21 protein-coding genes and 2 riboswitches are annotated in these 26638 nt (G+C 37.8%); of the genes, 5 read left to right on the top strand and 16 right to left on the bottom strand.

Annotation, left to right across the window (positions count from 1 at the left end; translation table 11 throughout):
* Positions 1-573: 573 nt before the first annotated feature.
* From AO843_RS16265 to AO843_RS16225, 9 genes are all read right to left on the bottom strand, one after another.
* Positions 574-1875 carry an NCS2 family permease gene (locus AO843_RS16265; protein WP_054612143.1) on the bottom strand — a complete coding sequence of 434 codons (1302 nt, stop codon included), beginning with the start codon at positions 1873-1875 and terminating at the stop codon, positions 574-576.
* Positions 1876-2006: 131 nt separating this feature from the next.
* A riboswitch (purine riboswitch) is annotated at positions 2007-2108 on the bottom strand.
* 234 nt (positions 2109-2342) lie between these two features.
* Positions 2343-3011 (bottom strand): MOSC domain-containing protein, encoded by a 669-nt coding sequence (locus tag AO843_RS16260; protein WP_054612142.1) that lies wholly within the window; start codon positions 3009-3011, stop codon positions 2343-2345.
* A gap of 186 nt (positions 3012-3197) precedes the next feature.
* Positions 3198-4751: a glutamine-hydrolyzing GMP synthase gene (gene guaA / locus AO843_RS16255; protein ID WP_054612141.1), complete on the bottom strand. Its 1554-nt coding sequence runs from the start codon at positions 4749-4751 to the stop codon at positions 3198-3200.
* A gap of 155 nt (positions 4752-4906) precedes the next feature.
* A riboswitch (purine riboswitch) is annotated at positions 4907-5008 on the bottom strand.
* Positions 5009-5040: 32 nt separating this feature from the next.
* The gene (locus tag AO843_RS16250) at positions 5041-7224 is read right to left on the bottom strand and encodes a transglutaminase TgpA family protein (RefSeq protein ID WP_054612140.1); all 2184 of its coding nucleotides are present in this window, start codon (positions 7222-7224) and stop codon (positions 5041-5043) included.
* Positions 7221-8402 (bottom strand): DUF58 domain-containing protein, encoded by a 1182-nt coding sequence (locus AO843_RS16245; RefSeq protein WP_054612139.1) that lies wholly within the window; start codon positions 8400-8402, stop codon positions 7221-7223. The genes AO843_RS16250 and AO843_RS16245 overlap by 4 nt, the downstream gene beginning before the upstream one ends.
* Positions 8399-9343 (bottom strand): AAA family ATPase, encoded by a 945-nt coding sequence (locus AO843_RS16240; RefSeq protein WP_054612138.1) that lies wholly within the window; start codon positions 9341-9343, stop codon positions 8399-8401. The genes AO843_RS16245 and AO843_RS16240 overlap by 4 nt, the downstream gene beginning before the upstream one ends.
* Before the next feature lie 280 nt (positions 9344-9623).
* Complete coding sequence (locus AO843_RS16235) at positions 9624-9944, bottom strand: hypothetical protein (RefSeq protein ID WP_054612137.1); 321 nt, start codon at positions 9942-9944, stop codon at positions 9624-9626.
* A gap of 158 nt (positions 9945-10102) precedes the next feature.
* Complete coding sequence (gene nadE, locus AO843_RS16230; protein ID WP_054612136.1) at positions 10103-10927, bottom strand: ammonia-dependent NAD(+) synthetase; 825 nt, start codon at positions 10925-10927, stop codon at positions 10103-10105.
* 19 nt (positions 10928-10946) lie between these two features.
* The gene (locus tag AO843_RS16225; protein WP_082389496.1) at positions 10947-12407 is read right to left on the bottom strand and encodes a nicotinate phosphoribosyltransferase; all 1461 of its coding nucleotides are present in this window, start codon (positions 12405-12407) and stop codon (positions 10947-10949) included.
* 312 nt (positions 12408-12719) lie between these two features.
* Between AO843_RS16225 and AO843_RS16220 the strand changes: the two genes are divergently transcribed.
* Positions 12720-13061: a P-II family nitrogen regulator gene (locus AO843_RS16220; RefSeq protein ID WP_054612135.1), complete on the top strand. Its 342-nt coding sequence runs from the start codon at positions 12720-12722 to the stop codon at positions 13059-13061.
* A gap of 12 nt (positions 13062-13073) precedes the next feature.
* A complete protein-coding gene (locus AO843_RS16215) occupies positions 13074-14375 on the top strand; it encodes an ammonium transporter (RefSeq protein ID WP_054612134.1) in 1302 nt (433 codons plus the stop codon).
* Between the two features lie 82 nt (positions 14376-14457).
* Here AO843_RS16215 and AO843_RS16210 read toward each other — a convergent pair whose 3' ends face one another.
* Complete coding sequence (locus tag AO843_RS16210; RefSeq protein WP_054612133.1) at positions 14458-14958, bottom strand: methylated-DNA--[protein]-cysteine S-methyltransferase; 501 nt, start codon at positions 14956-14958, stop codon at positions 14458-14460.
* A gap of 103 nt (positions 14959-15061) precedes the next feature.
* Here AO843_RS16210 and AO843_RS16205 point away from each other — a divergent pair, with 103 nt between their 5' ends.
* The 3 genes from AO843_RS16205 to AO843_RS16195 all read left to right on the top strand — a co-directional run bounded on the left by AO843_RS16205 (position 15062) and on the right by AO843_RS16195 (position 17590).
* Entirely contained in the window at positions 15062-15793 is a 732-nt protein-coding gene (locus tag AO843_RS16205) for an ABC transporter ATP-binding protein (RefSeq protein ID WP_054612132.1), read from the top strand.
* Positions 15790-16542, top strand: coding sequence for an ABC transporter permease (gene fetB, locus AO843_RS16200; protein WP_054612131.1), 753 nt, complete (start codon positions 15790-15792; stop codon positions 16540-16542). Before AO843_RS16205 ends, fetB begins: the two co-directional genes overlap by 4 nt.
* Positions 16543-16615: 73 nt before the next feature.
* On the top strand, positions 16616-17590 hold the full coding sequence (locus AO843_RS16195; RefSeq protein ID WP_054612130.1) for a proline dehydrogenase family protein: 975 nt from the start codon (positions 16616-16618) through the stop codon (positions 17588-17590).
* A gap of 47 nt (positions 17591-17637) precedes the next feature.
* Here AO843_RS16195 and AO843_RS16190 read toward each other — a convergent pair whose 3' ends face one another.
* The 6 genes from AO843_RS16190 to AO843_RS16165 all read right to left on the bottom strand — a co-directional run bounded on the left by AO843_RS16190 (position 17638) and on the right by AO843_RS16165 (position 26557).
* Positions 17638-18249 carry a response regulator transcription factor gene (locus AO843_RS16190; RefSeq protein ID WP_054612129.1) on the bottom strand — a complete coding sequence of 204 codons (612 nt, stop codon included), beginning with the start codon at positions 18247-18249 and terminating at the stop codon, positions 17638-17640.
* Between the two features lie 16 nt (positions 18250-18265).
* The gene (locus tag AO843_RS16185) at positions 18266-19216 is read right to left on the bottom strand and encodes a sensor histidine kinase (RefSeq protein WP_054612144.1); all 951 of its coding nucleotides are present in this window, start codon (positions 19214-19216) and stop codon (positions 18266-18268) included.
* Between the two features lie 329 nt (positions 19217-19545).
* Positions 19546-20577, bottom strand: a complete 1032-nt coding sequence (locus AO843_RS16180) for a Delta(5) desaturase DesA (RefSeq protein WP_054612128.1) — start codon at positions 20575-20577, stop codon at positions 19546-19548.
* 108 nt (positions 20578-20685) lie between these two features.
* Complete coding sequence (locus AO843_RS16175) at positions 20686-21186, bottom strand: GNAT family N-acetyltransferase (RefSeq protein ID WP_054612127.1); 501 nt, start codon at positions 21184-21186, stop codon at positions 20686-20688.
* 99 nt (positions 21187-21285) lie between these two features.
* Complete coding sequence (gene metH, locus AO843_RS16170; RefSeq protein WP_054612126.1) at positions 21286-24717, bottom strand: methionine synthase; 3432 nt, start codon at positions 24715-24717, stop codon at positions 21286-21288.
* A complete protein-coding gene (locus AO843_RS16165) occupies positions 24710-26557 on the bottom strand; it encodes a bifunctional homocysteine S-methyltransferase/methylenetetrahydrofolate reductase (RefSeq protein WP_054612125.1) in 1848 nt (615 codons plus the stop codon). Before AO843_RS16165 ends, metH begins: the two co-directional genes overlap by 8 nt.
* Between the last annotated feature and the right edge of the window lie 81 nt (positions 26558-26638).

Genomic DNA, 26638 nt, shown 5'->3' with positions numbered 1-26638 from the left:
GCCGCCAGCGTTCGTCCTGAGCCAGGATCAAACTCTCCATAAAAGAAATTTGATAAGCTCAAATTGTTTTGCTGGCATCAATTTTGATGTCCAAAATTTCGTTTCATTCACTAGCAAGGCTAGCTACTAAAAACTTTATTGATTACGTTTTGCTTGTTCAGTTTTCAAGGTTCATTTAATAGTTATGTTTAAGTAACTTTTTATAATTTAACATATTGTTAACTCACTGTCAACTATTTATGTTAGTTATTTTCGTGTTGTTCGCTTGTTTCGTAACAACGTGTTTAAATATATCATCATAAAATAAAGTTTGCAAGTGTTTCGTTAAAGTAAAACTATTCTTATTATTTAAAAATGAGTTTCTTCTATATAATGTATAAAATTACTTTATTAATTTATTTAGCTAATATTCTTTTTAATAGAAAATGAGACGAATTAAATAAAGATAAAATAAGAATCTATTTTTCATTATTTCTATTATATTTTTTCAAACTATCCTAATAATAATAAAAGCACCTCCAACAGTTAGTACTCTTACCTAACAATCGAGGTGCCTTTCAATGTGTATTTAATTTATCGTACCCAGATAAAGTACGCAAGGAAGACAAAGAATAAGCCATACATCATAGGGTGAATTTCTTTTTTGCGTCCCGCTAACAACATTGTAATTGGATAGAACACGAAGCCAATTGCAATACCAGTAGCAATGGAATAACCAAGAGGCATCATTAATACTGTAAAGAATGCTGGTACAGCAATCTCAAATTTATCCCAATCAATTAAGCGTAATGACGATACCATCAGTACACCTACGATTACTAGAGCTGGTGCTGTTACTGCTGGCGTTACTACTGCTAATAATGGAGAGAAGAATAAAGCTACTAAGAAAAGTACTGCTGTTACTACTGCTGAGAACCCTGAGCGAGCACCAGCCGCTACCCCAGAAGTTGATTCTACATACGCAGTAGTTGTTGATGTACCAAATAAAGAACCAATTGTTGTTGCAAGTGCATCTGCCATTAATGCGCGACCTGCACGTGGTAATTTATTATCTTTTACTAAACCAGCTTGTGTTGCCACTGCCATTAAAGTACCTGCTGTATCAAAGAAATCTACAAACAAGAATGTTAATACAATTACTAAAAATTTCACGTTAAATAGTGTTTCAATATCACCAAGTGGTTGTAATGCCACCATAAATGTAGAATCCACACTTGGAATTGCAGAAACAACTGCTGTTGGAGGTTCAATGATACCTGTCACCATACCAATAATCGCAGTAATAATCATCCCTAAGAAAATACCAACACTGCGTAATTTAATAATAAGAATAACAGATAGAATAATTCCGAATACTGCTAGTAATGTAGAGCCAGTAAAAGTTCCTAAAGTTACTAATGTCGCTGGACTATCTACAATAATCCCTGCGCCTTGTAAACCTACGAAAGTAATAAATAAACCAATACCTGCTGAAACAGCATATTTAAGTTGTACTGGGATTGCGTTAATAACTGTTTCACGAATACCAGTTAAAGATAAAATGATAAAGATAATCCCAGAAAAGAATACACCAGTTAAACCAGTTTGCCATGGAATACCGTAAGCTCCGACTACAGTAAAGGCGAAGAATGCGTTTAATCCCATACCAGGAGCAAGTGAAATCGGGAATTTAGCGAAAATACCCATTATCAAAGAACCAACTGCTGCAGCTAATGCTGTTGCTACGAAAACAGCACCTTTATCCATCCCTGCATTTTCTAGAATACCTGGGTTAACAGCTAAAATATATGCCATTGCAAGGAAAGTTGTAATACCACCTATTATTTCGCGGCGATAGTTAGTTCCTAATTCATCGAACATGAAATATTTTTTCATTATAAAAAAATCCTCCGTATGGTCGTCTTCAATATCGAAAACAAAAAAGACACGCTGACTACTCTACTAGTCGCATGTCTACGATATATTTCATCAACATTAGTGTGTGAAATAAATTAGCGTTTATACATCCATATATAAACCTAAATCGTAGTCAAGTTATTTACGGTAACTTGGTAGAAACTCACGGGCCTTATTCCCGACATTATACGACGACTTATTTAATTTACATTCGTAATATATCATTTCACTTTTTAGATTTCAACCCCATTTCCGAACAATTTTATAAAATAAAATACGAAAGTTCGTGTAAAATTCTTATTTATTGTTCATTTTCTAATATATCGTTGCAAAAAAGTCTAAGTACTGAACAATTCATCGAACGCTATAAAGTAAAAAAACCCTTAGAACTCACTTGAATTCTAAAGGATTTTAAAGGGATTATCGATCTCCCTTGCTCGATATTTTTAATTCATCACTTTACTTTGCAAGATTTGAATTCTTTTTTCTAATTTTTGTTTCCAATCTTCCGCCAACGCATCAACTGCTCGGATACGTTCCATCGCTAACGCATCTTTGTTTTTAAAGTATACTTCGTTACAATACAAAACTGAGATTTTAGCAGGATGCTTTTCTACTAATACGATATTTGAGTCTGAACAGATAGTCCCCTCTTCCAATACTCGCGCAAGGAAGCCTGTATAGCCAGTTTCAATGATTCGTTTAAGCAATGTGTTCGATTCAGTATATTTGTCAATGGTACTACACGGAACACGTCCTTGTGTAATTTGAATGACAGCATCTCCAATTTTATAAATATCACCAATACAGATATCTACTTCTAACATATTCGTTACTGTTAAATTTTCACCGAATGCTGCAGTCGGTAATGGCTTAGCAAGTTCTTGTTCCCATTGTATGTAATGTTCCGCAGGATATAAACAAACAGCGCGATCAGGACCACCATGATGTTTTTTATCAGCCACGTCATCTCCATCGAAGCCATGAACCGACAAATAAACTTCTTTCACTTCTTGTTTTTCAATGCCTGTAATCATCGAGCGCCCTTTGCTATAATGCATTTCTTTCGGCAAACCAACAGCAAGAGTATGGATCATCGCTATATTTTTCTCCATTTCAATCCCCCTTAATCTAATAAATCTAATTCTGTTTGCATCCATTTAGTTTACTACATTCAACTCTTCACTAGCAATTTCCTTTCAATTGTACTTTGATCTAGACAGTGAATTATTCGAGCAAAGCATCAAAATTAAAAAAGCTCTAAAAACCTTTTATTACCAAGGTTTTTAGAGCTTTTGCTATTATTCCCACTCAATCGTTGCTGGTGGCTTAGATGTAATATCATACACTACGCGGTTAACGTGTTTAACTTCGTTTACAAGGCGGACAGAGATTTTCTCTAGTACATCCCATGGGATACGTGCCCAGTCAGAAGTCATACCGTCGATAGATGTTACGGCACGGATACCGATTGCGTAATCATACGTACGTGCATCGCCCATTACGCCAACTGAACGGATATCAGGTAATACTGTGAAGTATTGCCAGATGTCACGATCAAGACCAGCATTTGCGATTTCTTCACGTAGGATGAAATCTGCTTCGCGAACGATTTCTAATTTTTCTTCTGTTACTTCACCAAGTACACGGATACCTAATCCAGGACCTGGGAATGGTTGACGCCAAACGATTTTTTCATCTAGACCAAGTTCTAAACCTAGCGCACGTACTTCATCTTTAAATAATGTTTTCAGTGGCTCGATTAATTGGAATTGCATATCTTCCGGAAGACCGCCAACGTTATGGTGTGATTTGATTGTTTGTGCAGTTGAAGTACCGGATTCAATGATATCAGTATAAAGAGTTCCTTGTGCTAAGAAATCCATACCTTCAAGCTTAGATGCTTCTTCATCAAATACATAAATGAATTCATTACCGATAATTTTGCGTTTTTTCTCTGGATCAGAAACGCCAGCAAGTTTGTCCATGAAGCGTTTACGTGCATCGATTTTAATAAGATTCATGTCAAAGTCTTCTGTGAATGTCTTCATTACTTGCTCAACTTCACCTTTACGGTTTAAGTTGTGGTCTACGAACATACAAGTTAGTTGGTCACCGATTGCTTTGTGGATTAGTACAGCTACAACTGATGAGTCTACACCACCAGAAAGGGCACATAATACTTTTTTATCGCCAACTATTTCACGAATTTTTGCAATTTCAAGCTCAATGAAGTTTGCCATTGACCAATCGCCTTTCGCTTCACAGATGTCGAATACAAATTGACGTAATAGATCATTACCGTATACAGAGTGACGTACTTCTGGATGGAATTGTACAGCATATAGTTTACGTTCAACATTTGCCATTGCAGCAATCGGACAAGATGCGCTAGTTGCGATGACTTCAAATCCAGCTGGAACTTCTGTTACATGGTCACCATGACTCATCCAAACGATTTGCTCAGTTGGTAATTCGCCAAATAACTTGTTTGAAGTCGTTACTTGGATTTCAGCTTTACCATATTCACGAGTTTCAGCGCCTTCTACTTTACCGCCATTTGTATGCGCCATTAATTGCATACCATAACAAATACCTAAGATTGGTAGGCCTAAATCGAAAATGGCTGGATCCACATGGAAAGCATTTTCATCATAAACAGAGTTTGGACCACCTGAAAAAATAATACCAGTTGCGTTCATATCTTTAATTTCTTCTGCAGTCACTGTATGTGGGTGTAATTCACTGAAAACACCAAACTCACGGATACGACGAGTAATTAATTGGTTAAATTGGCTACCGAAGTCAAGCACTACGATTTTTTCTTGCTCTTTTATTAAAGGGCTAGCTGTCAAAATTTCCACCTCTTCTACTATTTTTAAAGGATATTTTCATTTGTTCAAAGAAAAACGCGAAGAAAGTAAAAAACCTTCTACGCGTTCAAAAGCTCATGATTATTTATAAAGGCGAATGCGTAGCAAAGTAAAGTGATTTACTATACTTTTCACCTAGCGAAAACATCCGCCTTCATAGAGAAATCATTTATGGTGATTTCGTAGAAACATCCGAACCTTATTATCGAACTTATATGAAAGCAATCCTTGCATTTAATTTTTTTCATTTTACTCTTTGTCTAGGTTAAAATCAACTGATAGTGCGATTGATTAAATATTCCCAACTTTCTTTCAGCTTCATGAAGTCAACTTCTTGTTTATCCTTCCCATAGACATGTTGCTCATAAACAGCCGTCAGCTTTTGCATTTCATCTGTTTCTAATGATGCATCCACACGCTCTGCAAACATCCGCAACGTTTCCCCATCTCTTCTGCGCAGTCCAATACGAGATAATTGCTTCAAAAGAACATGATAGGAGGAATCAAAGGTAGACCAATCCGCAGTCTTTTTGCGATATGCGCGCACATGCATTTTAGGAAGCCAAGTTTTGCGCTGCAAGTATAAAGAAATCCCGCTGATGATTAGTAAAACGAAGACGATTATCCAAACATAAACAAATTTTTTCAACCATGTCCAGAACTTATCAAAGCTAAAAGTTGATTTAGCTTGTTCCTTATCTGACACTTGTTCCTGTTGCTGCGGTTGCTCAGGTTTTTGCTCTGGCTGTACTAATTCCTCCTGTTCAGATGAATCTAATTGTATATCATAGTCAATGTTAACATTGCCAGTAAAGCCAATTGTAGGTTCAAACTCCATCCAACCTGTACCAGGTATAAATGCCTCAACCCATGAGTGCGCATTGTCATTGGTGATTCGATATTCTCGCAGACCATCTGTCATTGGCCCTGCAGTACCAGGCGCAAATCCTTTGACCCATCGAGCAGGTATGCCTACCGAACGCAAAAGTACTACCATTGATGTTGAGAAATTATCACAATAACCTACTTTTGTATCAAATAAAAACTGGTCGACATAATCTTGATTTTCAGCTGGAATTGCAGCTTGTGTTTTATCATACCTAAAACCTTTTGTCCTAAAATAGCTTTCCACTGCCTTAATTTGATCGTAAACAGTAGTTTTATCTTGTGTTATTGCAAACGCCAAATCTCTTACACGTTGTGGCAATTGAGACGGTACCTGCAAAAAGCGATCAAATGAAGAATCTAATGTTTCAAGTGAAGCAGGAAATGACAATTGGAGCTGTTCCATACTATAGACAGGCTCACTATAAGATAATGTATAGTTTGATAAAGATTTAGATGCATCAATCTGCTGTTCTATGGTCATCCTTTCCGTCTGCTCGTCCTGAATAAATAATGTAGAATTTTGAGCCGAAACAGATAACAAGCCATATGTTTGAATTAAAAAAGGCATCGAGACCGCAATGTCCAACTGAATCTGACGTTCGTTTTCGGGTGGCCCTACTTGTAAAGATGTCATAATTGGCGTATTTGTCTCATAAACATTTTTACCAAAACTGCCTTCTGATACAATCCACCCCTTTGACGTATAAGTATCCTTTGTTTCAATACGCCAATAATGACGATCACGAGAAGACGCAGTAAAAATTAATGTATTGTCTCCTTGGAATGGTCCACCTAGTTGACTATCATCTTGACTATAGCCAACTGATTTCATGCCAGCTCCAGCTCCATCTTGCCCAGTAACCCCTTGGATAAATGGCACTGGATCTGCCCATGTCGGTCCTGTCTTTGGTAAAAAGAAGGCGACAGTACTGACAAGTAATACTGACACAAGCATCGGTATAACAATTCTCCATTTTCCAACTACATTGCCCGTTGCATCTACTTGAAGCCATAAACGTTTGACAAATAGGACACCTGTCATCATTAACCCTAGTACTACCACTTTAACAATTGCTGTTTTACCATCGTAATCACTAAATGTATCTAAAGTAGCAATAAAGAATACCGTCATGGCAAAAAAGTAGAATATATTTTTCCGCACCGAGACCCAATGGTGGATTAAATAAACGAGCATCCATATTAGCACTAGAAATAATACTGTTCTAAAAGCATCGGATACTTGACCAAAATCACCTGATATAATAGAGGACATATTTCCCTTCCACTCTGCTAATAAGAAGGGTACTGTCTTTCCAGAAAATACCGGGCTTTCACTATAAATAAAGACAATAAACCAAGTAATATAGCCAAACTTTACGAATCCCGATAATAAAGGATGCACTCGGAATAAACTTAGGGCAAGTGACAAGCCAATAAAAACTAAGAAGAGCTGAAACCCTCCTGTATTGGTTAATTGCATAATCGGGATAAGCCATTCACGCAAAATAAAGAAGATAATAATATAGGCGACAGCTAATTCTAAAAATTCTCCTAACGATTGTTTCACGGCTTCATCACCTCCGTGAATACATGATAAAAATCTGTTGGATCTACATAGACAATTTGAATATGTTTATAACGCATAGTAAGCTCAGCTTGCAAAGGTGGCTGTTTTGCCACTACAAAACAAATACAGTTTTTCACTATATTTGCAAGAGTATGTAGGAATTCATCCGATACATCACTAGTCACATAAAGCAATGTTGCTACTTGCTTAAAGGCTTGTTGGTCATAGAATTGAAATTTTACATTTTCCGCAGGTTTTATAGCTGCCAAATGATACATGACCTGGTCTAACTGCTTTTCGCCTTGTACAATGGGGAATACCTTCGTCATCTCTCCAGCAGAAATAAAGGAAATATCCCCAAGTTCTTGAACAATCATTTTTAACATCGATGCTACTAGTTCAATCTTATCCTCAAACAACGGTGATTTTTTGGCATCAAGCACTAACATTAGCTCAGAAGATTGCCTATCCTCAAATTCCTTAGATTGTAAAGTTTGGGTTTTCGCGAACGATTTCCAATGAATCCATGAAAAACGATCCCCCGGAACATATTCTCTTAATCCAACAGCCATGGTAGTATCCTTTACAATGGAATAAGGAGACATCATCGGTCCAACATCATATTTGGTTTGAAGAGCTGTATATTTCATTTCTCTTATCCTTGGATAAACTAAAATTGTTTGTTCCTTCTCTGCCACAACAGTTTTTTTTGCCCAGCCGAAAAAATCATGGAAAACGATTGTAACACCCAAATAACGATGTTCGCCACGAGGCATATTTGCCAATTCATAATGCCAGTTAAATTTTTTCCTAAAGCCAACAAATCTAATAGTATTTGAACTTTGTAACTTCGCTTGTACTAAGCCCTCACTATCTACAAGTTCCTCCATCATAATATAGGCAAATGGGAAACGTGTTTTTCTTTCGATCGTAATGGTTACCTTTGCCGATTGACCATGCTCTACATGAGCAGGTTCAATTTTGCGTTCAACTAATAAGATACTTTCTCTAACGACAAAGGAAATTAAAGCATACAATAAAAATGGGCTTACAGAAAAAAACACAAACCAACTAACAAATCCACCTTGGAACATTGCATAACAAAAAGTTATAACCATTAAGAAAACTACTAATAGGAAATGTTTACTTTTTTCTATAAAAGTTTTCCATCGCCTCATTGTTCTGCAAACCTCTTTGTCGGTACCGGTGTTTTGGCAATAATGCGCTCGATAATTTCGTTTGCTGTTACATTATCATAACGAGCATCTGGTTTTAAAACTAAGCGATGACTAAAGACAAAAGGCACTAGATATTGAACATCATCAGGTGTTACAAAACTACGTCCTTTCACAAACGCGTAGGCCTGAGAAGCTTTCATTAAGGCTATCGTCGCTCGAGGGCTTACACCTAAATAAACATAGCTGTTTTCTCTAGTTTGAGTAGCAAGCTCTACCATGTAATTTTTTACGGAATCTTCAACGTACACTCCCTGCACTAGCTCCTGTAACTCAATTAATTGAGCTACTGACAATACAGCTTGGATTTTTTCAATTGCTTTGCCATTTTCCGCTCTACGTAAAATCTCTACTTCTTGCCCTCTAGAAGGGTAACCCATCTTTATTTTCAGCAGAAAACGATCAAGCTGAGCTTCTGGAAGCGGGTAGGTACCTTCATGTTCTATCGGATTTTGCGTGGCCATGACAAAAAAAGGCTGATTAATCGCAAGTGTTTTTCCATCAATCGTAACGGATGCCTCTTCCATTCCCTCTAATAACGCTGACTGAGTTTTTGGAGAAGTACGATTTATCTCATCTGCTAAAATAACATCCCCCATGATTGGTCCTGGACGAAATTCAAACTCTAATGTCTTCGGATTATAAATAGAGATACCAACTACATCTGAAGGCAATAAATCCGGAGTAAATTGAATTCGTTTAAACTGTGCGTCAAAAGATTTCGCTAGTGAACGAACCATCATTGTCTTTCCAACCCCAGGCACATCCTCCAACAGTACGTGCCCTCTCGCTAATAAAGCAACAAGACTAAGTTCAGCCACCTCTCTCTTCCCAATCATTACCTTATCTATATTTTCTAGCACAGCCTGTATTTGAGAATTCATAATTCAAAAAACCTCCCATTCCATCAAGCAATTGTGTGAATTGCATGATAACTTATCATAAGCATATCGAAATTTGTGTAGTAAAACAATTATCAGAAACTTCTCCTCTTCGATTACACTTAATAAACAAGGCTTGTTTGAATTTAATCAAACAAGCCTTGTTTATTATATAACGTCATTATTCATTAGAATGTTACAATTTTAATCTTTTTAACCATATTTTATCTATAAAGTTGCACAAAAAAACTCTTCACTCCTAATGATATGAAGAGTTAGTCATTTATATGGAAGAACGGTAACTATGGAGTCGCTTCTTTTGTTTGCTTAATTGACTTAACTTTAACGCTGTTTCATTTAGCTCACTACGTATTTGCAAATCACTAGTGCTATCCATATGAATAGGCGTTAGGCTATAACGTTGTTGCTGTTCAATGGGTGCAGCAATTGCACTTTGCTTTTTGTCTTTCGTTTTCCGCAAACTATTTTTAAATTGTTTTTGTGAATTTTGTCCAAAGTTATGGCTAATATCACCAGCATGTAAGTACTGATTTTCTTGACGAAAAATACTGCTTGTCGTTGCATTTACTCTAGAAGTCCTCATATTAAGTTACCCTCCCCTACATTTCATTATCTGTATAGGTAATTATATCGACATTATATGCTGATATTTAACAACATAGAACCAAATAGCATAAAAAAAGAGAGAAAAGAGCTATTTTAAAAAGTGAGGTTCACTTTCTATAACTCTTTTCCCTATTTTCACTTCCAAAAACCATCAAATATCGTAATTGGCATATGACGTTTATGTTGCGAACGCAAATAATATCCTTCTAGTAGTCGTCGAGGTTCCTCAGGAATTTCTTTCCCCTCTAAATAATCATCAATTTGATCATATGACACACCAAGTGCTACTTCATCTGGCAAAGATGGACGATTTTCCTCTAAATCTGCTGTAGGCACCTTCGTATAAAGATGTTCAGGACATTTGAGTTCTGCTAATAGCTGCTTCCCTTGTCGTTTATTTAAACGAAAGATTGGCATTAAGTCTGCTCCACCATCACCGAATTTTGTATAGAAACCTGTAATGGCCTCCGCAGCATGATCAGTTCCTAATACCACTGCCCCATTCATTGCGGCAATCGAATACTGCACTTTCATACGTTCACGCGCCTTTTCGTTCCCTTTAACAAAATCATTGAGCTCAACACCTGCGTTGGCTAAAGCCATCACACTAGCATCGACAGCACCCTTTATATTAACTGTATAGGACTGGGTTGGCTTTATATAATCAATAGCATCCTGACAATCTTGCTCATCTGCTTGCACTCCATATGGTAAGCGTATAGCCCAAAATGAATACTTCATTTCACCAGCTTCTTCATTAAGCTCATCGACTGCTAGTTGTGCTAGTTTCCCTGTTAACGTGGAATCTTGACCACCAGAAATACCAAGAACAAATCCTTTTACAAAGTTATAATGTTTTGCATATTCCTTTAAAAAATCAATGGATTTTCGTATTTCCTCTTGCACATGTATATTTGGTAATACACGTAATTCTTCAATAATTTGTTGTTGTAAAGTCATTGTCTTGTCACTCCTTCTTTTACATTTTCTTAACCATACTGTGTACTGCCTCAATATTACACATTTTATTATCCCAGCATTTTTGACTTAAATCGACTGGATATTCTTCAGGGTTCATGGCACGTTTATATTCATCCCATAGCAACTCTAAATTTCCCGCTGCATAGTCACGCATTTCTTCTAGCGTCGGATTTTGATAGTTGATTTCTCCATTTTTAATCACATGCTGATGTAAGTTTTTCGCTTCAAAATTCGTAACAAACTTGGAAACAAACGTGTGAATGGGATGGAACATTTTAATACGTTCCTCTGCTTGAGGATTTTCATCATGCATCGTGATGTAATCTCCTTCTGCCTTCCCATTTTTTTTATCGATAATACGATAAACATTCTTGAGACCTGGCGTTGATACCTTTTCAGCATTCGCCGATATTTTAATGGTATCTTCCAGTTGACCTTCGCTATTTTCAATGGCAACCATTTTGTAAACAGCACCTAATGCAGGCTGATCATAAGCGGTAATAAGCTTAGTACCGATTCCCCACACGTCTACTTTTGCCCCTTGAGCTTTTAAATTTAGAATTGTGTATTCATCCAAATCATTTGAAACAATGATTTTAGCATCATGGAAACCAGCAGCATCTAGCATGCGACGAGCCTCTTTTGATAAGAACGCAATGTCTCCACTATCTAAACGTATACCAATAAAATTAATTTGGTCCCCCAACTCTTTAGCAACTTTAATAGCGGTTGGAACACCTGATTTTAAAGTATTGTACGTATCTACAAGAAATACACAATCTCTATGACGTTTAGCATAAGAATGGAAAGCATCGTAATCATTTTTATACGCCTGTACCAAAGCATGTGCATGTGTACCAGACACCGGGATGTTAAATAGTTTACCCGCTCGTACATTACTAGTAGAAGCAAAACCACCTATAAACGCTGCACGTGTACCCCAAATAGCTGCATCCATTTCCTGCGCGCGCCGTGTACCAAATTCCATTGCCACTTCATTTTTAATGATTTGTTTAATACGGCTAGCTTTCGTTGCTATTAATGTTTGATAATTAACAATGTTAAGTAAAGCAGTTTCTATGAGCTGTGCCTCCACTAACGGCGCTTCAATTCGCACAATTGGTTCATTGGCAAAAACAAGCTCCCCTTCCACCATGGAATACATGTCCCCTGTGAATCGAATATCTTTTAAATACTCGATAAAATCTTCTTTATATCCAACTTCCTCACGTAAATACGCAATATCGGATTCACTAAAACGAAAATTACGTAAATAGTCCAGCATCCGCTCTAATCCGGCAAATATAGCGTAGCCATTCCCAAAAGGTAATTTTCTAAAATATAATTCAAAAACTGCTTTTTTATTATGTATCCCATCAGCCCAATAGGATTCTGCCATATTGATTTGATATAAGTCTGTGTGTAGCGCTAAGCTATCATCTGCATAGTTTGATCTCACAAGAAACCCCTTCTTCCGCTTTGATAATTAGTCCTAGTATACACTATATACCCAAATTCTTGCGTTTTACATGACCATTCCCCAATGTTAGGTTTTCTAACATTAATAGTCAGAAAATTTAGAACTGTTCATATTTTAGACACAAATTTTAGTACCGCTTTCATTCCCATTCTAAAACCTTTTTCCATCAAATATTTCGCAAACAAAAATAAACTATGTAACAAAACCTCACATGAACTTCGAAAAAGTAATTGCACTCTTGTTTGTGGCGATTTAACATGTAAATTAAATTTACACAAGGAGCTGGTACAGATGAAAAAAATCGAAGCAATCATTCGTCCTGAGGTTTTTGGGGCAGTTCGGGACGGGCTTGCACAACAAGGAATTGCAGGTTTAAGCGTTTCTGAAATTGCTGGTTGTGGCCGTCAGTTAAGAAGAACTGGTTTATTTCGTGGCAATACGTATGAAATTGAGTTTTTACCGAAATTAAAATTAGAAATGATTGTAGATGACGGTAAAATTGATGCCATTGTAGAAACACTATTGCGAGAAGCAGCAACTGGCAAGGTTGGAGACGGGAAGATTTTCATTTATCCAGTAGAACAAGCAATACGTATCCGAACAAAAGAAGTCGGATCGGTTGCAGTAGAATAGGGGGCGTTATAGATGGATGAAATACTGTTATCTGTAAATTTAATTTGGGTGATGCTTGGCACAATTTTGGTATTCTTTATGCATGCTGGATTCGCCATGGTGGAAGCAGGGTTCACACGTTCAAAGAACGCTGTCAATATCATCATGAAAAATTTCCTAACTATTTCACTAGGGGGTATCGTCTACTTTTTATGTGGCTACGCAATAATGTTTGGTGACACTGTAGGCGGTATTTTCGGCACAAGTGGCTTTGCCTTAAAAGGAGTCGATGATCTATCATTCTTTATCTTTCAAACAATGTTTGCTGCAACAGGGGCAACAATTTTATCTGGTGCTGTTGCAGAGCGTACTAATATTTTTGCTTATATAGGAGTCATTATACTCATGTCGTTAGTCGTTTATCCAGTCGTGGGCCACTGGGTTTGGAGTGGTCAAGGTTGGTTAACTGATATAGGCTTTGTAGACTTTGCTGGCTCTACAGTAGTTCATTTAACAGGTGCTGTCGCAGCCTTTGTCGCAGCAATTATGGTCGGACCACGATTAGGTAAATATGAAAATGGTCGAGTAAATGTGATCACAGGACATAGTATTCCATTAGGAGCATTAGGTGTATTTTTACTTTGGTTTGGTTGGTTTGGTTTTAATGGTGCATCCACTTTAGCTGCAGACCCTGAGCTTGTTCCTAATGTCATAGCCAATACATTTTTTGCAGCGGCTGCTGGTGTCGTAGCAACCGCCTTCTATACGAAGTTTCGTTATGGACATATCGACGGTTCCCTCACATTAAATGGCGCTTTAGCAGGGCTTGTAGGAATCACGGCCGGTGCAGCGAATGTCAGTATTATCGGCTCCATTATCATTGGCCTTATCGCCGCTCCATTACTTGTCGAAGGTGTACGTTTCCTTGAGTGGAAGCTAAAAGTAGATGATCCGGTAGGTGCCATTGCTGTACACGGTATTTGCGGTGTATGGGGAACACTAGCAGTTGGATTATTTGATGTTAGTGGTCAAGGCTTATTTTATGGTGGTGGCTTGAGTCTGCTAGGTATTCAAGCCATCGGTGTTATTGCCACAATAGCCTGGGTTAGTGTTTCTGTAACAACAGGCTTATATATCATTAAAGCTTTTATGCCTTTACGCGTAACAGCTGAAGAAGAAATTGCTGGTTTAGATGTCATGGAGCACGGAGCCCCTGCATACGAATTCCAAGATCTTTTCAAAAGTTCCGCAGTTCGAGGAGAAACCTTTGCACATCGTTTAACGCATTTCGGTAAAAATCAACATAATGTACAACAAGAAGAACAACACGTATAACCAACAAAATCTGCTCGCTATCAATAAGGTAGCGAGCAGATTTCATTTTAGTGAACTACTATGATTACATATTAAAGTTCATTTAGGCTTTCTCTAGTTCTAATAAAAATTGTTTCATGTCTAGTCCACTTCGAAAACCTGTCAATTGACCGTTCTTGCCAATGACACGATGACACGGAATAATAGCTAGTATTGGATTCGCACCAATAGCACTACCTACAGCCCTAACCGCTTTAGGGTTCCCAATACGTTCTGCGATGCTTGCATACGATGTTGTCGTACCGTAGGGTAATTCTTTTAAGGCGTCCCAAACAGCTAATTGAAAAGGTGTCCCCTTCACATGGATCGGCAGGTCAAATTCTGTCAGTTTCTTATTAAAATAAGCTGTTAATTGATCTTTGTATGGTTGTAATTTGCCTTGATTCTCTTCAAAGCTATAACCTTTAAAAGGCTTTTTTGCCCACTCTTTGACTTCATTAAATGATGCATTTGGTGTTCCAATATAGGCAAGTCCATTGTCTGAAGCCACAATATACATAGCACCATGTAAATACGTTAATGTATCGAAATACAATATTTCCATTCCCTATTCTCCCTTCATTTCTAAAATCTTTTATTTAAACTGCATCTTTCCTTCATTTCATGCTACAGTTATTTTACTGACTATAGCAAAGGAGTTTCAATAGATGAATACGCTATATGAGCCTGCCATTCACTTTCAACAAGTTCATTTCTCAGTAAATGACAAAATAATATTAAAGTCAATTACTGGATCATTTCCGAAAGGTCAAATTACCACTCTCGTTGGCCCTTCTGGTGCGGGTAAAACAACACTCCTTAAATTATGTAATGGCCTTCTTTCACCGACAAATGGACACATACTCATTGATAATCAGCCCATTTCAAACTATGAGCCCACAGCATTACGAAGACATGTTGGCATTGCCTTGCAGGCTGCTCCTATGATTGCAGGCACTGTAAAGGAAAATCTCGCACTCCCTCGAATACTGCAAGGGAAGAAGCTTTCTCAACAGGAAGCCATCCAATATTTAGAGGATGTTGGCTTAGATGAAAGCTTTTTACACCAATCCACAAATGAATTATCAGGAGGACAACGTCAAAAAGTTTCTATTGCAAGAACACTCATCAATCAATCCTCTATTCTATTATTAGATGAAATAACTTCTGCACTGGATCGCCAATCTGTTCAGGAAATTGAAAAACTCATCGCAACTATTAATAAAAAATACAATGTGACAATGATTTGGATTACTCACAATTTACAACAAGCGTTAACGATTGGACACTACACATGGGTCATGATGAATGGAGAGCTAATTGAAACTGGCAAGAGCGCTTTACTTCAAGCACCAACGAACCCACGTGTAGCAGAGTTTGTACAGGGGGTTAACATATGACCTATACGTCTTTATCACTGACATTAATTTTTGTCTGCATCCCTCTACTGCTATCCAAAACATTAAAATTAGGATTAGAAAAAGATACGCTTATTGCAACCCTTCGCTCTATTGTTCAATTGCTTGCTGTTGGCTATATATTAAAATTTGTCTTTGATGCTAACAGCTATGTTTATATTTTTCTCATGATAGCGTTAATGATTATAGTTGCTACGTTTAATGCACGGAAAAAAGGTGAGGGTATTAAAGGAATCACCTGGAAAATAGCACTGACGCTTATCATAATAGAAATTACCACACAAGGTGTCTTGCTTGGCTTTGACATTGTGCCAGCAACTGCTCAATATATCATTCCGATTAGTGGTATGTTAATTGGTAATTCGATGGTATTATCCATTTTATTTTTAAACCGATTTACAGCCGAAATTACTAGCCATAAAGACCAAATGGAATTAATCTTGTCATTGGGTGGCACACCAAAACAAGCCGTTCATCGACAACTTATCAACGCTGTAAAGGCGAGTATGATTCCTACTATTGAAACCCAAAAAACAATCGGCTTGGTACAGCTACCAGGAATGATGAGCGGTCAGATTATCGGTGGTGCCGACCCAATTCAAGCTGTACAATTTCAACTTTTGATTATCTTCGCCCTTCTAACAACGGCAACTTTATCAAGTATTATGATTGGCTTTTTAAGCTACCCAGCACTTTTTAATGCGCGTATGCAAATACTTGAAATGAAATAATTGTTACACGGATTTAATATAGTTTAAAGAATTTATGTTATACTAAAAAGAAAATGCAGTTAGGAGAATGACCATGTTATTACGCGATTTTTTCATCCATCTATCTGAAAACCAGCTATTAAATAGTACCGCAAAGAAATATGGCCTAAAATTAGGGGCACAAAGTGTAGTAGCTGGTACAAATATTGAAGAAACAATTGCAAGCATCAAAGAACTAAATGCACATAATATTTCTTGTACAGTAGATAACCTCGGTGAATTTGTTTCGAGTAAAGAAGAAGCAACTACTGCAAAAGAAAAAATCCTTGCTGTGATAGAAGCCATTCATGAAAACAGTGTAAATGCACATATTTCATTAAAGCCTTCTCAATTAGGTTTAGATATTGATGTTGATTTTTGTTATGACAACCTGTATGAAATTGTAGAAAAAGCTGCTGCTTATGATATATTTGTTAACTTCGATATGGAAGACTTCGGACGTCTCCAAACATCTTTTGATATGGTAGAGGAATTATCTAAAACATTTAATAATGTTGGAACAGTGATTCAATCATACTTTTACCGTGCAAAAGACGATATCGAAAAATTCAAGGACTACCGTTTACGCATTGTAAAAGGTGCTTATAAAGAGCCTGTTGAAGTTGCTTACCAAGATAAATTGGATATCGATTTAAACTTTATTGAGTTGATTGAATATCACTTGCTACATGGTAAATTTACGTCCATCGCAACACATGACCATAATATCATTGCACACGTTAAACGCTTTGTAGCTGATCATAATATCCCATTAGATAAATTCGAATTCCAGATGCTTTATGGATTCCGTACAGATATGCAAAAAGAGCTTGCCAAAGAAGGCTATAACTTCTGTGTGTACGTTCCATTCGGCGAAGATTGGTACGGCTACTTTATGCGCCGCTTAGCTGAACGTCCTCAGAACCTTAACCTTGTAACAAAGCAAGTGTTTACAAAAAAAACGAATACCGTTCTTGCTGTAGCAGCAGGTGCATTCGTTCTTGGTCGTTTAACAAAACGCAAAAAATAAAAAAACAGAAAAGAACCTTGCCGCAACCATGCGATAAGGTTCTCTTTTTATTTATTCCATCCTTTATCTTTAAATCGAGCAATGGCTTCAATACGATTGCCTACGTTTAATTTTTCTAAAATCGTTGAAATATAATTACGAACGGTTCCAGCCGATAGAAATAGCTCGGCGGCAATTTCCTTCGTTGTCTTGCCCTCTGCCACAAGAGTCAGCACCTGACTTTCTCGCTCTGTTAATGGGTTTTCACTATCATCTTCATAAACAAAATCAACGAGCTCCGGTGCATAAATACGTTTGCCATCCATTATTGTACGGATTGCACACACTAATTCCTCTATAGGGCTATCTTTTAATAAGTAACCTCTGACACCTGCTTTTCTAGCACGTTCGAAATAACCCGGTCTAGCAAATGTAGTTAAAATAATGACTTTACAATCTGAGCCAGAGCTATGGATTTCTTCAGCTGCATCAAGTCCAGTTTTAACTGGCATTTCAATATCCATAATACAAATATCAGGCTGGTGCTCTTCAACAAGCATCAATGCTTCCTCACCATTTTTTGCTAAGCCAATGACCTCCATATCTTCCTCCATACTAAGTAAAGAGCGAAGAGCGCCTAATAGCATCCCCTGATCTTCAGCAATCACAATTCGTATCATGTCACAAGCCTCTTTTCTATATGTTCTCCAGATTTCCTTTGACATTTTGATGCGTAATAGCCACTGGAATGGTTACCGATAATGTAGTGCCTTCAACACTTTCAATTTTAAAGGAACCATTGATAAATTCTAAGCGTTCTCGCATTCCTTTCAACCCGTTCCCAGTTTTCCATGCTTGCTTTTTCGTAATTCCTTGTCCATTATCACGAACGACTAAGTAAACTTCTTTAAAATTTTGATGGAACGCAATTTCGCATTTTGTCGCACCACTATGTTTGACAACATTATTAACGGCCTCTTTTAAGCACATGGATAAAACATTTTCTACAAGCGGTGGAACTTGCAATGCATTTTTATCGCCCTCAAAGACAAAATCCATTTCTGCCGCCTTTAGTATTTGAGAAATACGCATAAGCTCATCCTCAAATTTTGCTGTACGCATATCTGAAACTAATTCGCGAACCTCTTTTAAGGCAATACTAGCCGTTTGGCGTATATCCTTAATCTCAACTAAAGCTTGCTGCGGATCACGCTCAATCAACCTCGATGCTAAATCACTTTTCAACCCGATCATAGACAGTTTTTGCCCCAATGTATCATGTAGATCACGAGCAATACGTTGTCGTTCTTCAAAAACAATTAACTCAGCAATACGTTCATTGGCCGTTTCTAACTGCCCCTCTAAGTTCTCACGTTTATTTTTGGAATAGATGGTTAATGGCAAAAGAACAACAGCTAAAATAGTTAACACCACAAAAGGTAATTGAGATAAAAATAAGTGAAGCTCAACAAAAAAGCCAGCACCTGTAGATATCACTGTAAAGCCAATATGTAAACCATACATGATATAGAAGCCAACTGGTCTTCGTATATTTCCAATAAAAAATGCAGTGAAAATGGATAGGTATACATAGCCATATAAAATCGTCATGACAATATTAATAACCATTTCAAAGCTGATCCACATATAAACTAAGCCGCTTTTCGAATTCATGGAAAATCGATAGAAGATAAAATAAAGCATTAAAAACGTGATTCCTATCGAGATTTCGATATAAGACGATTTCCTAAAAATGAAGAAAAACGGTAGGAAACAAAAAATAATCCATAAATATACACTGAGCATTGGACTATTCGGAATAATACTATGCCATTTCCTCAACATAATCTCACGCTCTTTCCTACTTTTCCCTTATTATAACAAGAAAAATAAATTTATGCCTGTACATGCTTTAGACAAGACCCTTCGCTTTATATAAAACAGCCATCTCCCTTGTAGAGATGGCTGTTTATCAACTAAGCGGCAATGCTGCCTCTTGATTTGCGTTTTATGATTTCATTTACTTCTTTAAACGATACAAACTTACCTTGCTCTTCATCATATAATTTGTAACGTAGTGATTCTAAACTTGTACGTAAAGTAATCGTTGTCGCCGTGTGTAATGGTGGCGTTTCATTATGTGCCTTTTCAAGATTATAGTTAGGTACACGAGGAGATAAGTGATGGACATGATGAAAACCAATATTCCCTGTAGCCCATTGTAAAATTTTTGGCAATTTATAATACGAGCTACCTTCCACTGCGGCTTTCACATAATCCCATTCTGTATCATGCTCAAAGTATGAATCTTCGTACGTGTGCTGAATATAAAATAACCAAATTCCTAAAGAACCCGCAATAAATAATGTAACGCCTTGAACTAATAAAAATGCTTGCCAACCCATGAAGAAAATTAATGCAGCACAAAGTCCAACAATAACAATATTCGTTAAAATTGTGTTGAAACGTTCCTTCTTTTTTGCATCCTTGCGATTAAAACGATTTAAGACAAGTACCATATATAATGGTCCTAACCCAAACATAACGAATGGATTGCGATAAAAGCGATACCATAATCGTTGACCCTTTGAAGCTTGCATGTATTCTTCCACTGTCATCATATCAATATCACCAATACCACGCTTGTCTAAGTTTGAGCTTGTTGCATGGTGAATTGTATGCTCACGTTTCCACTTTTCATATGGGAATGATGTTAGCACCCCAGTAAAAAATCCAACCCAGTCGTTTGCCTTTTTACTTTTGAAAAATGATCCGTGTGTACAATCGTGAAAGATAATAAAAGTTCGTACGACAAAACCAGCTGAAATAACACTTAAGCCAACTGTTAACCAAGGTGAAACATCAACTAACAAGTAACCAGCCACCCACAATGCAATTAACGGTACAATGGTATTTATCATTTGAAAAACACTTTTACGCATATCAGATTTAGCAAATGGCGCTACATCTTGGCGTAACTTTTTTGTTTTTTCTTTAATTGTTGTCATCTTCTACTCCCTCGTTTCCTTTTCCTTATGACCTCATCATAAAACAAGAGTACAAGTCAGTAACAGACGCAAACATCATAAAAAGGATATGACATTTGTCATATCCTTTTATGATTTCGTTCCAGTCAAATGCAGCTGATAGAACACAAGATCTAGCCACTGTTCAAATTTATAGCCTGCATTTTTAATGGTACCTGCGTATTCAAAACCTAATTTTTCGTGTGCTTTAATACTACCAATGTTTTCTCCATCAATGCCAGCAACTAATGTCTTTACTCCTCGCTCTTCCGCTGTCGCTATTAGCTTAAGCATAAGCTTCGTACCAATACCTTTTTGGTAATGCTCTTTATGCACATAGACGGAGTGCTCCATTGTATATTTGTAACCTGGATAAGGACGGAATTGACTATAAGTAGCAAAGCCAGCAATCATCCCATTTTCATCAAATACAAACAACGGATTTCCTAATACCTGCTGTGCCTTAAACCATTGTTCTTTTTCATCTAAAGATTGAATTTCATATCTATAGACTGCTTTGCTTGTTAAAATAATATCATTATAGATTTCCAAAACCTCAGGTAAATCTTTTTCTTCCATCAATCGAATCATTTTACGCACGTCCTTCCGAAAATATCCTCACGTTCAATGGCAAGAAAAGAAGATATAGTTAGGCTATAAACCACTATCTATATCTTCATATTTTACTCCTTATACATTGAAGTAGCGAGCATCAGGATGAGCAAAAACAATCGCTGATACAGATGCTTCTGGCTCCATCATAAAACCTTCCGTTAAATGAACACCAATATCCTCAGGCTTTAACAAACTAAACAATTTTTCTTGATCCTCCAAGTTAGGACATGCTGGATAGCCAAATGAAAAACGTTGTCCCTGGTACTTAGCTGCGAAACGATCGCGCATCGTGAAATCTGTCGCATCTGGGAAGCCCCATTGGTCACGGATTTCTTGATGCATACGTTCTGCAAAGCCCTCTGCTAATTCTAGCGCCGTCGACTGTAAGGCATGGCTTTCAAGGAATTTACCATCCTCTTTTAGCTGACGAGCTTTTGCCATAACTCCTTGCCCTGCTGTCACCACCATGAGAGCAACATAGTCCATTTCGCCACTTTCTACTGTCCTTAAGAAATCAGCAAGACATAAAAACGGTTCAACCTGCTGACGTGGGAAAGTAAAACGCTCAATTTCTGTCTTGCTATCCGCTGGATCATAAACAACTACATCATCTCCATCTGCTTGGGCAGGGAAAAATTGATATAAACCAGAAGGCTTTAATAGATTACTTTTTAAATAGTCATCCACTAGATCTTTAAGCTCAGTTGCTCTTGGATCCCCAGCATCAAGCAATTGTTGTACTTGCCCTTTTAAGCCTAAATGATGCCCCAGTAATGTCCGCATATTAACATATGGATATAAATGGGAGACAGAGTATTCTTTCTTTACATGACGGCGTAAATCAGCTGGGAAAAATACTGATGCTTCCTTTACTGTACGTGCAGGTTTTATTGTTACCTCTTTTGCAGGACGAGCAGCCCGTTTTTCATCTGCCTCTAAACGTTTTTGGCGAGATTCCGCAATTTCTGCTAAAAAGTTTTCACGTGTCCCCTCACCCATTAATAGGTTTGCTTGCTCCAACCCTTGCATCGCATCCTTTGCATAAATAACAGGTCCATTATATTCATCAGCAATTTTTGTTTCTGTAAATCGGCGAGAAAGTGCAGCTCCACCAACTAAAATTGGCACATCAATCCCTGCTTCTTTAAAATCTTGAGCCGTAGTGACCATTTGCTGCGCTGACTTAACCAGTAAACCCGATAACCCGATAAAATCTGGCTTTTCCTTGCGAATGGCTTCTATCAATTGAGCAGGCGTCACCTTAATACCTAAATCTACAACCTTATAGCCATTATTGCTTAAAATAATATCAACAAGGTTTTTCCCAATATCATGCACATCACCTTTTACGGTAGCAAGCACCATTTTACCTTTACCAGTGCTCTCCTCATCCTTCTCCATGAATTGCTCTAAATGGGCAACTGCAGCCTTCATCACTCCAGCAGATTGTAAAACCTCCGCTACAATCAATTGGTTATCATTAAATAAACGACCTACCTCGGCCATACCATTCATTAATGGACCATTAATAATATCAAGAGGCGTCTCAAACATTTCCCGAGCAGCTTCTAAATCTTCAATAAGTCCTTCTTTTGTACCTTCTAATATATAGTAAGCTAAACGACCTTCAACAGTTTTCGGAATATCCGCTTCAGTCTTTTCCTTCTTTTTATCACGATAAAAATCTGTGAACACAGCCAATGTCTCATCATTTGTATTAAACAGCAAGTTATTCGCCAGTGTAATTTCCTCTTCTGGAATGGATGCATAACGTTCTAGCTTCTCAGTATTTACAATGGCATAATCTAAGCCAGCCTGTGTACAATGATAGAGGTATACAGCATTGAGTACTTCGCGGCCAACTGGTGGTAAGCCGAATGAGATATTACTAACACCAAGCACCGTTAATGTACGTGGCATTTTTTCTTTGATCAGACGAATTCCTTCAATTGTTTCAAGAGCGGAGCCAATATATTGCTCATCCCCTGTTCCTACTGGGAACATTAATGGGTCAAAGATGATATCTTCAGGTTCAATTCCCCATTTTTCTGTTAGTAGTTGATAGGAACGTTCAGCAATTTCAAGCTTCCGATGACGATCGACCGCCATCCCCGTTTCATCTATAGTTCCCACAACTAACGAGGCACCGTACTTTTTCACTAATGGCAATACTGCATCAAACCGTTCTTCACCATCCTCTAGATTAATAGAGTTAATGATGGCTTTCCCTTGCGAAAATTTTAGTGCTTCTTCAATAACCTTTTCATCTGTTGAATCAATAACAAGTGGAACCTTAACTTTTTTCACGACTTCCTGCATAAAGCCACGTATGTCCGCTAATTCATCACGGTCTGGGTTCGCTAAACAAATATCGATTACATGTGCCCCATTTTTCACTTGCGCCCTTGCAATCTCCGCCGCTTCCTCAAATTTCCCATCAATAATTAAGTGCTTGAATTTACGAGAACCAATAACATTCGTTCTCTCACCAATAAATAACGGACGCATTGAATCATCATACAATAGTGGTTCGATACCTGAAACCGCGTGACCATGTGTTTTTTCTGGTAATTGGCGAGGCTTTTCATCTTTTAAAACCTCACGAATAGCCGCAATATGTGCTGGAGTTGTACCACAGCACCCACCTACAATATTGAGCCATCCTTTTGCAGCAAAGCCCTTTAGTTTTTGCGACAGAGATTCTGGAGACTCATGATAACATCCTTCTTCATCCGGTAAACCAGCATTCGGGTAACAGCTAATATAGCCCGTTGACAGCTCTGCCAATGAACGAATATGGTCCGTCATAAACTCTGGCCCCGTTGCACAGTTTAAGCCCACTGATAATGGTTGAATATGCTCGATGGAAATATAAAAAGCATCAATAGTTTGCCCTGCAAGTGTAGTACCCATCGGCTCGATTGTTCCTGATATCATGACAGGTAGCTCTTTGCCAGTTACTTCGAAAGCACGTGCCACACCAAGTGTACCTGCTTTAACATTTAACATATCCTGACTTGTCTCAAGCAACAGGACGTCTGCCCCTGCTTCAATTAGCGCTTTTGCTTGCACATAGAAATTTTCCTCTAGCTCATCAAATGTAATACCACCTGTTACTGACAGCGTTTTGGTTGTTGGGCCCATTGCCCCTGCAACAAAACGTGGCCAATCAGAGGTAGAATAATTATCTACAGCTTGACGAGCAATTTCGACTGCACGTTTATTAATCTCTTCCGCTTTTGCACCAAGATTATATTCATTTAATACAAGAGGTGTACCACCAAATGTATTCGTACAAATAATATCTGCTCCTGCCTCCAAATACTTATGATGAATTTTCTCAATGACGTCAGGTCTAGTGAGCACTAGATTTTCATTACAACCATCTAGCTCTTCACCACCAAAATCATCTGCTGATAAGTTTTCATTTTGCAGCATTGTTCCCATCGCGCCATCAAGAATTAATATGCGTTTATCAAGTTGCTCCTCAATCAAGTGCTTAGCCATTTATACTTACCCCTTTTTTCTGTTCATCCAATTGCTCTATATATTTCATCAACTCTAATGTCACATCATAGCGTAAAAATGGTGTAATGAGGTAAATACCATTGAAATATTGCGTAGCCACTTCTACTAATTCCTTAGCAATAGCAATACCTTCCAATGTGGCATGTTCCTTATCTTCACCACAAGCTTTCATCCTTGCTAAAGCATCTTCAGATAATTTTATGCCTGGCACCTCATGATGTAAAAACTCAGCACTTTTATAGCTGGTAACGGGCATAATACCAATATAAATCGGTGCTTGTAAATGCTTCGTTGCTTCATAAATTTCTACAATCTTTTCCTTTGTATAAACAGGCTGTGAAATGAAATAGTCTGCCCCATGTTCAATCTTTTTTTCTAAACGTGCCACAGCACGATCTAAAACACGAACATTGGGATTAAATGCAGCAGCCACAGAGAAGTTTGCCTTTTTCCGGAGTGGTTTCCCCGAGAAAGAGACCCCTTCATTTAATTGTTTAATTAATTGGATAAGCTCCATCGAGGATACATCATATACGCTAGTTGCTCCTGGGAAGTCCCCAACCTTTGTTGGATCACCAGTAACGGCTAACACATCATGAATTCCTAAGGCATTTAACCCCATTAAATGCGATTGCAGACCAATCAAATTACGATCTCGACAGGTAATATGTGTAAGAGGACGGACACCGTTAGTACTTTTCAATAAGGACCCCATTGCCATATTGCTAATACGTGGGGATGCCAGTGAATTGTCTGCCATCATAACTACATCGGCACCTGCCTCATATAGTTGTTTTGCTCCTTCAAGAAAACCGTCAATTTCTAAATGTCTAGGTGTATCTAGCTCTACGATTACCGAGCGCTCACGCTTTACTTTTTCATGAAGTGGTTCATATTTAGGTGGCTCTGCATCACGAACAATCTCAATCTTTGCAGGTTTCGCATGCTTTTCACTGACTGGTGATAGCTCTTCTAAATATTTCTTTGCTGCAGCAATATGCTTTGGTGTTGTACCACAACAGCCCCCGATTAAGCGGACCCCTTGATCACGCAGTTCAACAGCAGCCCGACCAAAATAATCAGCCTCAGACTCATAAACAACGCGTCCGTCCTCTAAATCTAGTAACGAAGCATTTGGGTAGGCTGACATAAATGCCTTTTCAGGAAGTTCTACACCTTCAAACGCTTGAATCGTATGGTATGGACCTAGACGGCAATTGACACCAACAATATCTGCACCCAGTGTTTCTAACTCATGCAGAGCATTATTTAAAGGCATGCCATTTTGTAAAACACCAGGCTCATGCATAGATACTTGGGCAATAATCGGTATATTGGTTTTGGCGCGAAGCATTTTTAATGTCGCTGTCAATTCTTCAAAATCATAATAGGTTTCGAGTAAAAGGCCATCTGGATTTCCTGCAAGTAAAACATTTGCCTGTTCTTCAACGGTTGCTAATATTTCATCTAACGTTGCATCACTTTTACGAATGCCACGAATACCACCAATTGTCCCTAAAACAAATTGACCGCCATCTGCAGCTGCTCGCTTGGCAATAGTAATAGCTGCTTCATTAAATTGTTTGACACTTGATTCTAATCCATAGCGAGCTAATTTAATGGCATTGGCACCGTACGTATTTGTTTGAATGATATCAGCACCAGCCGCAATATATTCTCTATGAATCTTTTCAATTAATTCAGGTCTCTGAACATTCATTTCCTCATGGCAATACTCCAATCCATAGCCATATAGCACTGTGCCTATTGCACCATCTGCCGTCAGTACATGTGTTTGTAACCTTTCAAGCAATCCCATAAAACTAGCCTCTCTTCCTATATCTCTGTATAATAAAAAGCCTTCTTTATATAAAAAGAAGGCTTTAACGACTCATCATTG

Source organism: Lysinibacillus sp. ZYM-1 (assembly GCF_001308875.1).
GTDB lineage: Bacteria > Bacillota > Bacilli > Bacillales_A > Planococcaceae > Lysinibacillus.
This window is presented reverse-complemented; position numbering and strand designations above follow the sequence as displayed.

What these genes read in the sequence shown, in the direction of transcription:
- fetB (WP_054612131.1), top strand. Translation starts at nt 15,790, where the DNA reads ATGACCTATACGTCTTTATCACTGACATTAATTTTTGTCTGCATCCCT.
- nadE (WP_054612136.1), bottom strand. Translation starts at nt 10,927, where the DNA reads ATGACTTTACAACAACAAATTATTGAAGAATTACGTGTATTACCAAAT.
- AO843_RS16235 (WP_054612137.1), bottom strand. Translation starts at nt 9,944, where the DNA reads ATGAGGACTTCTAGAGTAAATGCAACGACAAGCAGTATTTTTCGTCAA.
- AO843_RS16180 (WP_054612128.1), bottom strand. Translation starts at nt 20,577, where the DNA reads ATGACAACAATTAAAGAAAAAACAAAAAAGTTACGCCAAGATGTAGCG.
- AO843_RS16215 (WP_054612134.1), top strand. Translation starts at nt 13,074, where the DNA reads ATGGATGAAATACTGTTATCTGTAAATTTAATTTGGGTGATGCTTGGC.
- AO843_RS16185 (WP_054612144.1), bottom strand. Translation starts at nt 19,216, where the DNA reads ATGTGGATCAGCTTTGAAATGGTTATTAATATTGTCATGACGATTTTA.
- metH (WP_054612126.1), bottom strand. Translation starts at nt 24,717, where the DNA reads ATGGCTAAGCACTTGATTGAGGAGCAACTTGATAAACGCATATTAATT.
- AO843_RS16205 (WP_054612132.1), top strand. Translation starts at nt 15,062, where the DNA reads ATGAATACGCTATATGAGCCTGCCATTCACTTTCAACAAGTTCATTTC.
- AO843_RS16210 (WP_054612133.1), bottom strand. Translation starts at nt 14,958, where the DNA reads ATGGAAATATTGTATTTCGATACATTAACGTATTTACATGGTGCTATG.
- AO843_RS16265 (WP_054612143.1), bottom strand. Translation starts at nt 1,875, where the DNA reads ATGAAAAAATATTTCATGTTCGATGAATTAGGAACTAACTATCGCCGC.
- AO843_RS16245 (WP_054612139.1), bottom strand. Translation starts at nt 8,402, where the DNA reads ATGAGGCGATGGAAAACTTTTATAGAAAAAAGTAAACATTTCCTATTA.
- AO843_RS16220 (WP_054612135.1), top strand. Translation starts at nt 12,720, where the DNA reads ATGAAAAAAATCGAAGCAATCATTCGTCCTGAGGTTTTTGGGGCAGTT.
- AO843_RS16240 (WP_054612138.1), bottom strand. Translation starts at nt 9,343, where the DNA reads ATGAATTCTCAAATACAGGCTGTGCTAGAAAATATAGATAAGGTAATG.
- AO843_RS16260 (WP_054612142.1), bottom strand. Translation starts at nt 3,011, where the DNA reads ATGGAGAAAAATATAGCGATGATCCATACTCTTGCTGTTGGTTTGCCG.
- AO843_RS16165 (WP_054612125.1), bottom strand. Translation starts at nt 26,557, where the DNA reads ATGGGATTGCTTGAAAGGTTACAAACACATGTACTGACGGCAGATGGT.
- AO843_RS16195 (WP_054612130.1), top strand. Translation starts at nt 16,616, where the DNA reads ATGTTATTACGCGATTTTTTCATCCATCTATCTGAAAACCAGCTATTA.
- AO843_RS16175 (WP_054612127.1), bottom strand. Translation starts at nt 21,186, where the DNA reads ATGATTCGATTGATGGAAGAAAAAGATTTACCTGAGGTTTTGGAAATC.
- AO843_RS16190 (WP_054612129.1), bottom strand. Translation starts at nt 18,249, where the DNA reads ATGATACGAATTGTGATTGCTGAAGATCAGGGGATGCTATTAGGCGCT.